At 62.8% G+C, this 14,455-nt stretch carries 11 protein-coding genes; 5 read left to right on the top strand and 6 right to left on the bottom strand.

Annotation, left to right across the window (positions count from 1 at the left end; all coding sequences use genetic code 11):
* Positions 1-87 precede the first annotated feature (87 nt).
* Genes IE111_RS12870 through IE111_RS12850 form a run of 5 tightly spaced genes read left to right on the top strand, consistent with a single transcriptional unit; the run spans position 88 to position 5,020 of the window.
* Positions 88-552 (top strand): (2Fe-2S)-binding protein, encoded by a 465-nt coding sequence (locus IE111_RS12870; RefSeq protein ID WP_189609297.1) that lies wholly within the window; start codon positions 88-90, stop codon positions 550-552.
* Positions 549-2,795, top strand: coding sequence for a xanthine dehydrogenase family protein molybdopterin-binding subunit (locus IE111_RS12865; protein WP_189609294.1), 2,247 nt, complete (start codon positions 549-551; stop codon positions 2,793-2,795). Before IE111_RS12870 ends, IE111_RS12865 begins: the two co-directional genes overlap by 4 nt.
* Before the next feature lie 11 nt (positions 2,796-2,806).
* Positions 2,807-3,364, top strand: a complete 558-nt coding sequence (locus IE111_RS12860) for a hypothetical protein (protein WP_189609292.1) — start codon at positions 2,807-2,809, stop codon at positions 3,362-3,364.
* On the top strand, positions 3,361-4,362 hold the full coding sequence (locus tag IE111_RS12855) for an XdhC family protein (protein ID WP_189609290.1): 1,002 nt from the start codon (positions 3,361-3,363) through the stop codon (positions 4,360-4,362). The genes IE111_RS12860 and IE111_RS12855 overlap by 4 nt, the downstream gene beginning before the upstream one ends.
* Positions 4,334-5,020, top strand: coding sequence for a nucleotidyltransferase family protein (locus IE111_RS12850; protein WP_189609288.1), 687 nt, complete (start codon positions 4,334-4,336; stop codon positions 5,018-5,020). The genes IE111_RS12855 and IE111_RS12850 overlap by 29 nt, the downstream gene beginning before the upstream one ends.
* A gap of 81 nt (positions 5,021-5,101) precedes the next feature.
* On the opposite strand, the gene IE111_RS12845 is transcribed toward IE111_RS12850, so the two are convergent.
* From IE111_RS12845 to dgcA, 6 genes are all read right to left on the bottom strand, one after another.
* Positions 5,102-6,709 carry a BCCT family transporter gene (locus tag IE111_RS12845; protein ID WP_189609286.1) on the bottom strand — a complete coding sequence of 536 codons (1,608 nt, stop codon included), beginning with the start codon at positions 6,707-6,709 and terminating at the stop codon, positions 5,102-5,104.
* A gap of 353 nt (positions 6,710-7,062) precedes the next feature.
* On the bottom strand, positions 7,063-7,815 hold the full coding sequence (locus tag IE111_RS12840; RefSeq protein ID WP_189609284.1) for a substrate-binding periplasmic protein: 753 nt from the start codon (positions 7,813-7,815) through the stop codon (positions 7,063-7,065).
* A gap of 173 nt (positions 7,816-7,988) precedes the next feature.
* Entirely contained in the window at positions 7,989-8,771 is a 783-nt protein-coding gene (gene etfB / locus IE111_RS12835; protein WP_189609282.1) for an electron transfer flavoprotein subunit beta, read from the bottom strand.
* Entirely contained in the window at positions 8,761-10,077 is a 1,317-nt protein-coding gene (gene etfA, locus IE111_RS12830; protein WP_229805348.1) for an electron transfer flavoprotein subunit alpha, read from the bottom strand. The genes etfB and etfA overlap by 11 nt, the downstream gene beginning before the upstream one ends.
* Positions 10,077-12,029 (bottom strand): (Fe-S)-binding protein, encoded by a 1,953-nt coding sequence (locus IE111_RS12825; RefSeq protein WP_189609280.1) that lies wholly within the window; start codon positions 12,027-12,029, stop codon positions 10,077-10,079. The genes etfA and IE111_RS12825 overlap by 1 nt, the downstream gene beginning before the upstream one ends.
* Before the next feature lie 179 nt (positions 12,030-12,208).
* Complete coding sequence (gene dgcA / locus IE111_RS12820) at positions 12,209-14,272, bottom strand: dimethylglycine demethylation protein DgcA (protein ID WP_189609277.1); 2,064 nt, start codon at positions 14,270-14,272, stop codon at positions 12,209-12,211.
* Between the last annotated feature and the right edge of the window lie 183 nt (positions 14,273-14,455).

Raw genomic sequence — 14,455 nt, 5'->3', positions numbered from 1 at the left:
ATCCAGATAACAAATGACCATCGGTCATTTATTTGCACCGCCCGGATCGGTACAGTCTCGGTGACGATGCGACAGTGGGGGGAAGCCATGAACATCACGGTAAACGGACAGGTCCACACCGTGGACGTCGAACCCGAAATGCCCTTGTTATGGGTGTTGCGGGATGAATTGGGCATTACCGGGCCGCGCTATGGTTGCGGCATTTCCATGTGTGGGGCCTGTACGGTGCATGTGAACGGCTTGGCCGTGCGCTCCTGTTCCCTGCCGGTGGGCGACGTGACTGGGCCGGTGACCACCATCGAGGGGCTCGGCACGCCGGAGTCGCTGCACGCGGTTCAGGAGGCCTGGATCGAACACCAGGTCGCGCAATGCGGGTATTGCCAGTCGGGCCAGATCATGAGCGCGGCGTCGTTTTTAATGACCAACCCGAACCCGAGTGACGAGGCGATCGACCAGGCGCTGTCCGCCAATCTGTGCCGCTGCGGTACCTACCCGCGCATACGCCAGGCGGTGAAAACCGCCTCGGCCAAGCTGCGGGGGGATGCGTCATGAGTCGCCTCGGTAAAATCACCCGCCGCACCTTTCTGATCGGCTCCGCCACCATCGCCGGGGGCGTGGCCTTCGGCTATTACATGTACCGCCGTCCGCACGAGAACCCGTTGCTGGACGACCTGGCCGAGGGCGAAGCCGCCCTCACCCCCTACGTCAAAATCGACGCGGAGGGGGTCACCTTGATCACCCCGCGCACTGACCTCGGGCAAGGTGCCTATTCGGTTCAGGCCGCCTTGATCGCCGAGGAACTCGACATCGGGCTGGACCAGGTGCGGGTCGACCCCGGCCCACCGGCACCGGCCTATTACAACACCGCGCTGGCAGCCGAGTCCGTCCCGGTTCGCTCCACGAACGATGGGGCCATGGCCAATACCGTGCGTGGAGTGGCGGACGCCGTGATGAAATTCGCCGGCGTGCATGTTACCGGCGGGTCCAGCACGGTGCCGGACAGTTACGAAAAGCTGCGCTATGCCGGTGCGGTGGCCCGGGAAACCCTGAAACGGGCGGCGTCCGAACGAACCGGTCTGCCCGTGTCCCGGTTGAAGACCGAACAGGGTGCGGTTGTCTTGCCGGACGGCTCGAGGCTCAGTTACGTCGAACTGGCAGCCCAGGCCGCCCAGGTCGAACCGGTGACCGATGTCGAGCTGCGCCCACCCAACCTCTGGCGGATGATCGGCCAACCCATGCAGCGCCACGATATCGTGGCCAAGTCGACCGGTACCGCCGTTTACGGAATCGACCTGGCGGTGGAGGGCATGGTGCACGCCACGATTAAACTGAACCCGCGCCAGGGCGGCTCCCTTCAGGATTACGACGCCACCGAGGCACTGGCCATGCGCGGGGTTCAGCAGGTGATACCGGTGACCGGCGGCGTGGGTGTGATTGCCGACAATACCTGGCGGGCGTTCAAGGCCGCAGAGGCAATTCGGTTCGACTGGGGGCCGGCGCCCTATCCAAATGACATGGACGAGCACTGGGCCGCCCTGTCGAACGCCTTCAACGAGGACCAGATCGACGCCCGCCGTCGAGACGAAGGCAATGTGGTCGAAGCGCTGGACCGGGCGAGCGAGGTGGTCGAAGCCGAATACCGGGCGCCCTATCTCGCCCATGCCCCGCTGGAGCCGATCAACGCCATCGTCCGGGTCAATCCGGACCGGGTCGATGTCTGGACCGGGACCCAGATTCCCCGATTCGTGCAGGCCAACGTCGCCAAGATCGTCGGTGTGGACAGCGAACAGGTCCACATTCATAACCAGATGGTCGGCGGCAGTTTCGGCCACCGGCTGGAAGACGAAGTGGTCAAACGCGCCGCCGAATTAGCGAAAGCGCTGCCCGGCACTCCGGTCAAACTGGTCTACAGCCGCGAAGAGGATATGCGGCATGATTTTCCGCGCCAGATCGCCATGGCGCGCGGTCGCGGTAGCGTGCGGGACGGCCGGGTGGAGGCTTACGATCTGGGGGTCGCCATGCCCTCGGTGACCGCATCCCAGCTCAGCCGACAGGGGTTGAACGTGCCGGGACCGGACCTGCAGATCATCGCCGGGGCTTGGGACCAGCCGTTCTCGATTCCACACTACCGCATGACCGGGTACCGGGCGGATGGCCTGGCGCCGATCAGCTCCTGGCGCTCGGTCGGTGCTTCCAGTAACGGTTTCTTCCACGACTGTTTTCTCGATGAATTGATCCACGCCGCCGGCGCCGACCCGATGGAGGAGCGCATTCGGTTGTGCTGGCACGAGCCGTCCCGTCAGGTACTGGAAACGGTCAAGGCGATGTCGGGCTGGACTGGCCCGCGCATCAGCGAGAACCGCGGGCGCGGTGTGGCATTCTGCCTGTCGTTCGGGGTGGCCTGTGCCGAGGTGGTCGAGGTGACTCAGACGGACCGGGGCATTCGCATCGACACCGTCTACGTCGCCGCCGAAGTGGGCCGGGTGCTGGACCCGATCAATTTCGAAAACCAGGTCCAGGGCGGTGTGATCTGGGGGCTCGGTCATGCCATGAATTGCGAGATCACCTACGCCGACGGCCAGGCGGAGCAAACCAATTATCACGCCTACCCGGGCCTGCGGTTGTACCAGACTCCCGACATCGTTGTGCAGGGTCTGGAAAACGGTGACAAGGTGTTGGGCGTGGGCGAACCGCCCGTACCGCCGGCGGGCGCCGCGCTGGCCAACGCCATTTTCGCGTTGACCGGTCAGCGCATCCGCGAAATGCCGCTGAACAAACACATTCGGTTCGTCTAGGAGGGACACCCATGAAACGCGTATTGACCGGTTTTGCCGCTCTGGTGTTGGCCGCCGTCGCGCTGGCCGAAGACCCGGCGCTGGAACACTGGAGCAAAATCTACGAGGTGTTCTCGCACCCGCGCTGCGCCAACTGTCACGTCGGCGATGACCACATTCCCCGCTGGTCGGGCGAGCACTATGGCGAGCCCCAGCCCCATGGCATGAACATCAACGCCGACCGCAGCCGCATCGGTGCGGAAAGCGTACTGTGCAGCACCTGCCACACCCAACAGAACTCGCCCGAGCCACACGGCGCCCCCGGCGCGCACGTTTGGTTGCTGGCGCCGGTCGAGATGCAATGGTGGGACAAGAGCAGCCGCGAGGTGTGCCAACAGATTCAGGACCCGGACCGCAACGGCGGCCGGACCCTGCAGGCCGTGGCCGATCACATTCGCCACGATGAGCTTGTTCATTGGGGCTGGGACCCGGGACCGGGGCGGGAACCGGCCCCTTATTCGCCGGAAGAGGTGGCCGTATTCATCGAACAGTGGGCCGGGGCTGGTGCGGTCTGTCCGGAGGCCTCATGACTCCGCTGGACACGGCTTGCGCACCGGCGAACACCGTCGAGGCGCCCGACGACGTGGACAACGTCCTGCCCACGGCCGCTGACTGGCTCGATGCGGGCGAGTCGGTCGTCCTGGTCACCCTGGTGGGCATCGACGGGTCGTCCCCGCGACCGCTGGGCGCCCAGATGGCGGTCACCGGCTCCGGCCAGGCCTGCGGTTTTATCTCCAACGGTTGTCTGGAGCGAGAGATCATCGACCGGGCGCATCGGGTGCTGGCCCGGGGCGAGAACGAGTGCGTGCGTTACGGCAAGGGCTCGCCCTACATCGACATCGTCCTGCCGTGTGGCAGTGGGCTGGACTTGTATTTCGACCAGAGCATGGACCCGGCGCTGATCCGGCAGGCGCGTGACCGCCTGCAGCAACGCCAACCGGTGGCGATTGAAACGGATCTCGACCGCGGACACTCCCGGCTGACCACCGTTGGCGGGTCATCACCATCCGACGTTAGCCGGAGTGACGGCCGCACCTTCGTACGCCACTACCCACCCGCGTTGCGACTGTTGCTGTGCGGCGAAGGCCCGGCCTTGCGCGCCTGTGCCCGGCTGGCTCACACCAGTGGCTTTGAGGTGCAGGTACACACCCCAGAAGCCGCCAGTCTGGCGGCGCTGGCCCGCGACGGCCTCCCCGTCATACGCATGCGCCACAGAGGCGACCCGGTCGAACTGAAGACCGATGCCTGGACGGCGGCGGTCGTGCTGTTTCACGACCACGACGGCGAACCCGAATTGCTGGCGCGCCTGCTCGACAGCCCGGTGTTTTACATCGGCGCCCAGGGCAGTCAACGCACCCACGCGAGCCGGGTGGAGGCACTGCGCTTGGCGGGGTTTGACGACCGCGATATCGTACGCATCCACGGCCCCATGGGGCTGATTCCGCGCAGCAAGAACCCGACCACGCTTGCTGTCTCCACCCTGGCGGAAGTGCTGCACCATGCCCAGCAACGCGGCTATCCATGTTGAACCCGCCATGCTGAACCCGGCGCATCGCTTTGCTGTGATAGTGCTGGCCGCGGGCCTGTCTACCCGGTTGCCGGGTGAACCCAAGTTATTGAAACCCTGGCGCGGTCGTCCGCTGATGGCGCACAGCCTCGACACTGTACTCGGGGTATCGCCCGCACAGATTATCACCGTTGTGAACGAAACCACGGCTTCAATGTGCGACACCCTGGATGGAACATCTGTCGAGCGCGTGCCCATCGACGATCCATCACAGGGCATGGGTGCCTCGCTGGCCGCCGGCATTCGCGCACTCCGCTCGGATATCGACGCGGTGTTTATCGCGCTGGCGGATATGCCTTGTATCTCGGCCGATACCTACGCCCGGCTCAGTCGGACGTTCAATCCGGGTGCCGGCATCACAATCGTACGGCCTCGTTTCAACGGACAATGGGGCCATCCGGTTTTATTCGGGCGGATACATTTCGGGGAACTGTCCAAGCTGAGCGGGGATACCGGGGCGCGATCAATACTCGACAAACACACGGCCCGGATGGTGGTGCAGGATGTCGACGACCCAGGCAGTCTGATCGACTTCGACTGCGAAGCGGATTTTCAAAACCAACCCGGCCGGGAATCCGGTGGTAGGGTAGAAGAGCCCGAAGGGCGTTATCTGCCGTGACTTTAGGCAATGGCCAACACCATTGCCTCAATGGTCTGATTCCGGCAGATAACGCTGTCGCTCTTCTGCCCTACCTGTTACCTACGCCTGAGCGGCTCTCGCCAATCGCTTGGCATCTCCGCTTAAGCCCATATAGAGGCTGACACACATCAGGATGAGGATGATGGCGAACGGCAGTCCGGCGGTGACGGCACCGGCCTGCAGGGCACCGAGAGCTTGCGCTCCGCCGCCGAACAACAGGGTCGCCGCGATCACGCCTTCCATTGTGGCCCAGAACACACGCTGCGGTACGGGAGCGTCTTCTTTACCGCCTGCGGTGATGCCGTCGATCACCAGCGAGCCGGAGTCGGACGAGGTGACGAAGAAGACCAGCACCAGAACAATCGCCAGGAACGAAATCAGGGAGGTCAGCGGCAGGCTGTCCATCATCTGGAACATGGCGAGTGGAACCTCGGTCAGGCCATCGCTCAGTTCACCCACGTTCGCCTGGATCTGATCCAGTGCGTTGCCGCCAAAGGCAGTCACCCAGATGCCGCACACGACGGTGGGAATGATCAGTACGGCGAGCATGAATTCACGCACGGTACGCCCTTTTGAGACACGGGCGATGAACATACCGACGAAGGGTGACCAACTGATCCACCAGGCCCAGTAGAAGACGGTCCAGCCGTGGAACCAGGTTTCGTCTTCACGACCGACCCAGTTGCCGAGCGGTACGATGTTCTTGGCATAGCTGGTGAACATATCGAGCAGGTTGACGAAGAACCCACTGATAGACCCGACAAACACCACGAACAACAACAGCACAAGGGCGATGCCCATGTTGATGTTGCTGAGCACTTTGACGCCACCATCCAGCCCGCGGATCACGGACATGATCGCAATGACGGTAATAAACACGATGATGCCGATCTGAACGCTGATGCCGTTTTCGACCAGGCCCAGATAGGCCAGACCGCTGGCGGCCTGTTGTGCACCCAGACCAAGCGAGGTGGCCAATCCGAAAATAGTGGCGACCACGGCAATGATGTCGATGGTATGGCCGATCGGACCCCAGATGCGGTTACCCAGAATCGGATAGAAAACCGAACGCACGGTCAGCGGCAAGCCTTTGTTGTATGCGAAGAACGCGAGCGACAAACCGACGATGCCGTACATGGCCCAGGGATGCAGACCCCAATGGAACATGGTGGCGCCCAGCGCGAGCGATTTCGCTTCGGCCGTGTTGGCGGCCACGCCGAGCGGCGTGCCGTACCAGTCGGTAAAATAGGCCACCGGTTCGGCGACGCTCCAGAACATCAGGCCGATGCCCATGCCGGCCGCGAACAGCATGGCGAACCAGGACAGCGTCGAGAATTCCGGTTTGGCGTCGGCACCGCCGATGCGGACTTTGCTGGCCGGCAGGAAGATCAGGGCCAGACAGAAAATCACGAAAAGATTGCCACCGGCCATAAACAGCCAGTCGAAATGGTCAATGGTCCAGTTACGTGCACCGAGCAGCATGGTGTTGGCGGCTTCCGGCGCCATCAACGTACCAATGACAAAGATGAGAATCAGCACCGCACTGATGCCGAACACCGGGTTGTGTATATCGAACCCGGCGATTTGGATATTGTCCTGCCCGATTTGATAGTCGACGTCGTCGTATGGACGAGCGGCGCCTACCGAGCTTTGCGAACGTTCGGTCATGAAGACTCTCCAGCATTTTTTTTGTTGTCCGAGAAGAGAACCCGGAGCCCGAACGAACGACCTGCATTTCGGGTTCACCTGAGCACAGCTACCGTCTGGGGTATCCGACCGGGCTCCGGGTGAACACTAGGGTACGGCTTTGGAGGTAACGCCGGGTGCTGGTAGCGACATGGTGGGGGTGTTTTGTGTCTTGTTGCGTCGTGGGGTGTTTTCGACCCTGTAGGGCAGAAGAGGCCTAGCCGATATCTGCCGTGGGAGAATACAGCGCCATAGGATCACCCATTGGCACGTTACATTACTCACGGCAGATATCGCCTAAGGCTCTTCTGCCCTACGGGTATATGTCACCTTAATCAGAACTGTTGTAGATAAATCGTCGCGTGGTTATCTCTGATCGACTGCAAAACCCCCCGGGTTTCCAGCTTGAACAGTGCCTTGTTGATCGACGTGACCAGGGCTTCGCCTTCGGGATGGTTTTTCGGCACCAGCACATGCATCGATTGCTTTGAAAACACGATGCTCAGTTGCTGTATATCCCGATCGTTTTCGAACACTGACGCGATGGCCGATTTGGCCGAAAACAAATCCACCGGTACGACATCGACTTCCCCGTCGCGCAACATCTCAAAACACTCGGCCAGGGAGTCGGGTTGGGTCAGGGTGGTATTGCTGTCTTTCATCAGTTCGACCAGGTCGTGGGTGAAATACCCCGCCGGTCGACACAATCGATAACCGGCCAGATCGTCCGGGCTGCTCGCATTGATGCCGCTGCCGGTTTTGACATAGGGGAGCACATAGGTGGCACCGAGGGATTCGGTCACGAAAAACCGTTCGGCGCGTTCTTCGCTGTAGTACCAGGGGAAGGTACCGTCGTATTGGCCCGCTTCGGTGTCGGCCATGAGGTTGCCCCAGGTGGGCTGGAAGGTGATCTCCACCTCCAGGTCCGCGACGCGCATCACCTGGTCGAGGATGTCGGTGATCATGCCCCGGTTTTTCCAGTCCTCGTCGGTGAAGGGGGCAAAGTTGCCGGAGGTGACGAGTTTGATGGGTTCGGCGGTGAGGGTTATAGGGATCGAGATTAGGAGTAGAGCCAGTAGGTGTTTCATTGGAGCACCTTTTTTTGTTTTTGTTGAGGGGTGGTTTTTTTGTGTAGGGCAGAAGAGGTGGAGCCGATATCTGCCGTGAGTAGAATGACGAGCCAATGGATAACTCACCGCCATCGTTTACTACCTACGGCAGATATCGCCTGGGGCTCTTCTGCCCTACAAGCAACCGCGCTTTACCTGACAACTCCCTCTGAAATCAGCAACTCCATAATCGCTTCGGCTTTTTCCCGGTCCGTGCCGTCGCGGATGACTTGGCCGCCCTGCCCTTGCGGTTTGGCAGTGGCGGCTTTGAATCGGTCGGCGGCGGATTTGGCTTTGACGACGTTGAGGCGTTTGGGTCTCGGTTTGGCCGGGGTTTCCTGCCATTCGAGACGGGCTTCGTCGACGATCGCGGTGCCGTTCGTTTCCGCCAGTTGGCCGCGACGGGCCGGGCCATAGGCGTATTGACGGGCTTCGGGTGCGGCGTTGTCGACGGTGGCGATGAACGGCAGTGGCACGCGCAGCAGGCGACGCTGGCCGCGCGGCAAGGCTTGCAATACGTCCGCCTTGCCGTCTTCGATTTTCTGAATGTCGGCGATGCGTGAGACCACCGGCCAGCCGAGTTGTTCGCCGAGCAAATAGGGCACCATGCCCGAGGCTTCGCCCTGCTCGGCACGTATGCCGGTGAGGACGATGTCGGTGGGGTGGGTCTTGAGGTGTTCGACCAACGCCGGCACGGCGTCCGCCTCCGTACCCGCTTTTACCTGCATCAGTTCGGGCAGGCCCATACCGAGGTATTGGCGCAGGCCGGTTTCATCGCCAGCGCCGACATTCACCAGGCGGGATCGGGTACCGGCCATTTTCAGGCCGAGCTCGACGGCACGGGCATCCTGTTCGGCGCGCCGGGCGCGACCGGACTTGGGATGCTGGCCGACGGACACCAGGGTCGCGACCTTGAGGTTGGGATCAGGCCACATGGCGTTCCTCCTCTCGGGTGTCGATGGCAAGGTCCGCTGTGTCGGCCCCGGTCCCGTTCTGGCGGGACTCGGCCAGGTTCAGCAGTTCGCCGAGGATACCCTGACTGTTGCCGATCACACTCAGGTCGGCGCGTTTGATCATGTCGCAGCCGTCATCGAGGTTGATGGCCACGACCTTGTCGCACTGGCCAATGCCCTGCAGGTGCTGGATGGCGCCGGAGATGCCCACGGCCACGTAGACACGCGCCGTGACCCAGGTGCCGGTGGCGCCGACCTGGCGGAAACGCGGCATGTTGCCGTCGTCCACAGCCACCCGGCTGGCGCCTTCGGTGGCGCCGAGGGTGGTGGCGACCGCGTGGAACTGGTCCCAGTCGCGCACGCCGTTGCCGGCCGCGAGGATGAACTCGGCCTCACTCAGGGCGATCTTGCTCGGGTCGACGTCGACCGGGCCGAGGTCCTCGATGCGCGGTGTCACGGGCGGGATTACCGTCAGTTCGAGCGGTTTGGCTTCGTGCCGGGTTTCGTCGATCGGCAGGGCGCATTCCGCCGCCAACAACATCACGCGGGCGGTGGGGCGGTGCCAGTCGGTCAACTGACTGCCGCCGCGGCAGACGGTGCGTTCGGTGTCCACCTGCCAGGCCTGCACGGCCGGGCGTTCGCCCAGACGGGCGGCCAGGCGGGAGCCGAGATCGGCACCGCCGTGGACCGAATCGGGGAACAGCCAATAGCGTGGCTCGAATTCGCATTCGACCGCTTCCAGCACCGCCAGTTTTCGTTCCGGGCAGTAGCCGTCGAGCGGTTCGCCCTGTACGTCGGTGAGGTGAATCAGGCGGTCGGCACCGGCCTTACCGAAGGCGGCTTCGCGGGCCTCGCCCAGCGCGATGGCGAGCACGGCCCCCTCGCCTTCGGTGGCGTTGACCAGTTGATGCGCCTGACCCAGGACGTCTTTATCGTGACCGCTCAAACGCCCGGCCGCCAGGTCGACCACAACGGCGACGTAGAAATCGGGTTGCTCGACGGTGTGCAGCGGCAACTCGACCTCGGCCTGGCCCGACCGCCCTCGGGAACGGAATGAGACCCCGCCGGCACCGCCGGAGAACCCGGCGCTGCGATCGATGCGTTTGAGGCCGTTGGGGCCGATATAACCCACGGCACGCGGGTTCTTGCGCAACAAACCGGAAGGGCCGCGCACCGGCCCGCTGCTAGCGGCGACCAGTTCGTCGTGCTGCGGGTGCAGGCGGTTGCGCAGGATCCATTCGGTGCGCGGGTCGCGTCTTGGCACATCGGAAATCGGCATGTCGCTCATCAGTGCACCTCCTCGACGGCGGGACGGGTCTTCGCCGGCCCGGGTTCGGCGGCTTCGACCACCAGACCGTCCGCCACCAGTTCGGCCAGATCGCGGATTTCGGGTCGCGGTTCGACGACGCCTTCGAGCATGGCCGTACATTGCTGGCAGGCCACAGCGATGGTTTCGGCGTCCACCTGGCGGGCATCGTCGACGCGCATGTCGGCGATGCGATGCTCGCCCGGAATGTCGGTAATGGGCGCGCCACCGCCGCCGCCGCAACAGCGCGACCGGTAGCCGGAGCGTTCCATCTCGCTGACCTCAATACCCAGAGCCTTCAACAGAGCACGCGGGGACTCGTATTCGCCGTTGTAGCGGCCCAGGTAGCAGGGGTCGTGATAGGTGACGGTGCCACCTTTGAACCGGTCGAGCTGGATCCGGCCCTGTTCGACCAGTTCGTTGATGAAGGTGCTGTGGTGCAGCACTTCATAGTGACCGCCAAAGTCGCCGTATTCGTTGTTGATGACGTGGAAGGCGTGCGGATCCGTCGTGACGATGCGCTTGAACCGATACTGACTCAGGGTGGCGATGTTGTGTTTCGCCAGGCTCTGGAAGGTGGCGTCGTCGCCCAGGCGACGGGCGACGTCGCCGGAGTCGCATTCTTCGTTGCCGAGCACGGCGAAGTCGACGTTGGCGGCTTTGAGAATGGAGACAAAAGCGCGCAGGATGCGCTGGCTGCGCATGTCGAAACAGCCATCGGAGACCCAGAACAGGACCTCGGCTTCCTGCTTGTCGGCCATCAACGGCAGGTCCAGGTCGGCGGCCCAGTTCATCCGGCTGCCCGGGTCGTAACCGCCGGGGTTGTCGGTGGCAATCAGGTTGTCGAGCACCTCGGCGCCCTTGTTCGGGGTTTCGCCGCGTTCCAGCGTGATGTGCCGGCGCATATCGACGATGGCGTCGACGTGTTCGATCATCATCGGGCATTCCTCGACACAGGCCCGGCAGGTGGTGCAGGACCACAGGGTGTCGGCGTTAACCAGACCGTCGACGATGGGCTGATGCGGGTTACCGTGCGCCTTGCCGACTTCGGTGCCGGGATAGGGACTGCCGGCGTAGTTCGCATCGGTACCGCCGGCCAAGCCGACGACCATGTCCTGAATCAGTTTTTTCGGGTTCAGCGGCTGGCCGGCGGCGAAGGCCGGGCACACCGCTTCACAGCGACCGCACTGGACACAGGCATCGAACCCGAGCAACTGGTTCCATTTGAAATCCTTGGGTTCGGCGACGCCCAGAGCCCCGTCGAGATTCACCGGTTTCAGGCCGGTCGAACGGCCGCCGCCGAAGCGTTCCGGGCGACGGTGAAAGGCCAGGTGCAGGGCACCGGCGAAGGCGTGCTTCATCGGCCCGCCCCAGCCCATGCCGAACAGCAGTTCGGACAGACCGGAGGCAATGCCCACGAGCAGGATCGCGGTGAGCACCCAGCCGCCCCAAACACCAAGAAAGTTTTCGGGTAACAAGCCGGAGGTCAGCAGGGTGAGCAGAAAGAACGAGCCGGAAAACGCCAACAGGTTTTTCGGCAACCGCATCCAGGGGCCCTTGGACAAACGGGCCGGTGGGTTGCGGCGACGCCGGTAGACGAAGATTGCGCCGGTGAACATCGCGGCCGTGGCGATCAGCAACGGAATGGTGAGCCAACGGCTTTCCAGGCCGAACAGATAGACCGGGATGATCAGCAACATGGACAGGACAAACCCGCCCGCCGTGGCGACGTGGGTGTTGGACATGACCTTGTCGCGCTCGACCACGTGGTGGAGATCGACCAGGTAGCGACGCGGCATGGCCATCAAACCGGCGATGAGTTTGACCGCTTCGGGTTGGCCCGCGCGCCACAGATTGATGCGGCGGATCGCGCCGATGGCCAGCAAGGCCAACGCCGCGATCAACAGTGTCGGGAGTAGCCAATCGAGGAGCATGGTGGTACCTCTTTTTGATTGGGCGATGGTTGGGTTGGGTGGTGGGTTAGGATACGGCCGATGTCGGCTCCACCTCTTCGGCCCTACGGATTAGGGTGCCTCCGTAAGTAGGGCAGAAGAGGCCTAGCCGATATCTGCCGTTCCCAACCAACCCGTCACACAACCATTACCCAAAAACCTCACAAATCCTTACAAAGACGAAGCGCGTCATAAATCGCCGCATGCGTATTCCGCTGCGACACACAGTCGCCCAAACGCCACAGAATCATGCCTTTGTCGGCCTCTTCCAGAACCGGCTGGGCATCACAGGCGAACAACGCCTCGACGTCGATCTGACCCTTGTTGATCGAGTCCGCTTTCAGGTCGTAATACAAGCCTTCGTTCGGCCGGGTGCCGTTTTCGATGACAACCTGATCGACCACCCGTTCTTCTTTCTGGCCGGTGTATTCGTTCTCGAGCACGGCGATTTTCTTGTCGCCCTCGGCGTAGACTTTTTCCAGCATCAGGTCGGAGGTCATGATCACTTCCCGCTCGTACAGACTGCGGTAATAGGTCGGGAAGGTGGTGCCGCCGATGCCGACCCCGGGTTTGATGTCGTCGGTGACCAGTTCGACCAGCGAGCCCTTGGAGGCGAGATAATCCGCCGCGGACATGCCGGAGAATTCGCAGATGGTGTCGTACACCAGAACGTTTTCGCCGGGTTCGACGGCACCGCTCAGGATGTCCCAGGAGGAGACGACCAAGCCGTCGTCATGGCCCCATTCGGGGTTCTGTTCCAGGAAGGGCACGCCGCCGGTAGCGAGGATGCAGACGTCGGGCTGGATGTCGCGTACGACGGAAGAATCGGCCGAGGTGTTGAACCGCAGGTCGACACCAAGGCGCTCCAGTTCCAGCGCATACCAGCGGGTGATGCCGGCGATCTGGTCGCGTTGCGGGGCCTTGGCGGCGAGGGTGATCTGGCCGCCGAGTTCGCCGGCTTTTTCGATCAGGGTCACGTCGTGGCCGCGTTCGGCGGCGACGCGCGCCGCTTCCATGCCGCCGGGGCCGCCGCCGATGACCAGCACCTTGCGGATCGGGCCTTCGGTTTTTTCGATGACGTGCGGCATGCCCAGGTGTTCGCGCGAGGTGGCGGCGTTCTGGATGCACAGCACGTCCAGGCCCTGGTACTGGCGGTCGATGCAGTAGTTGGCGCCGACACACTGACGGATCTGGTCGACCTGGTTCATCTTGATCTTGGCGATCAGATGCGGGTCGGCGATGTGGGCCCGGGTCATGCCGACGAAGTCGACGTAGCCGGCTTCGAGGATGCGTTCGGCCTGGTTCGGGTCTTTGATGTTCTGGGCGTGGATGACGGGGACGTCGACCACTTCCTTGATGCCGGCCGCCAGGTGCAAAAACGGCTCCGGCGGGTAGGACATGTTGGGGATGACGTTGGCCAGGGTGTTGTGGGTATCGCAGCCGGAGCCGACGACGCCGAAGAAGTCGAGTTCGCCGGTGTCGTTGTAGTATTTGGCGATCTCTTTCATGTCGTCGTGGTTGAGACCGTCCGGATGGAATTCGTCGCCGCAGATGCGCAGGCCGACGGCGAAGTCGCGACCGACTTCGGCGCGTACGGCTTTCAACACTTCCATGCCGAAACGCATGCGGTTTTCGAAGCTGCCGCCCCATTGGTCGGTGCGTTTGTTGACGCGCGGCGACCAGAATTGGTCGATCATGTGCTGGTGGACGGCGGACAGTTCGACGCCGTCGAGGCCGCCTTCTTTGGCGCGCCGGGCGGCCTGGGCGAAGTCGCCGATGACGCGCCAGATTTCCTCTTCTTCGATGGTTTTGCAGGTGGCGCGGTGCACGGGTTCACGGATGCCGGAAGGGGACATCAGGTTGGGCCAGTTTTCGCCATCCCAGCGTGAGCGGCGGCCCATGTGGGTGATCTGGATCATGATCTTGCCGCCGTGTTTGTGGACGGCGTCGGCGAGGTTCTGGAAGTGGGGGATGATGCGGTCGGTGGACAGGTTGACGGAGCTCCACCAGCTTTGCGGGCTGTCGATGGAGACGACGCTGGAGCCACCGCAGATGCACAGGCCGCAGCCGCCTTTGGATTTTTCTTCGTAGTATTTGACGTAGCGGTCGGTGGTCATGCCGCCGTCGGTGGCATACACCTCGGCATGGGCGGTGCTGACGACCCGGTTGCGGATGGTCAACTGGTTGATCTTCAACGGTTTAAACAGTGCTTCGAATTGGGACATTTCGGTTCCCCTCGTTGTGTACGGAGCTTGGTTTGCCTGGGTGGTTATTAACCCGCACCGGCTAACGGGGATGCTGATTCGGGGTCGCCGTGAACCCATCCATGGGGGCTTGACGGCCGCCGTCCTGGCGGCCGACATCCCCGAATCAGCATCCCCGTCATCCGGCGCTAGCCATATGCGCCA

The sequence above is a fragment of the Saccharospirillum salsuginis genome, from assembly GCF_014651855.1.
Lineage (GTDB): Bacteria > Pseudomonadota > Gammaproteobacteria > Pseudomonadales > Natronospirillaceae > Saccharospirillum > Saccharospirillum salsuginis.
Note: the sequence above shows the minus strand (reverse complement) of the source record. Positions and strands in the feature narration are given on the sequence as shown.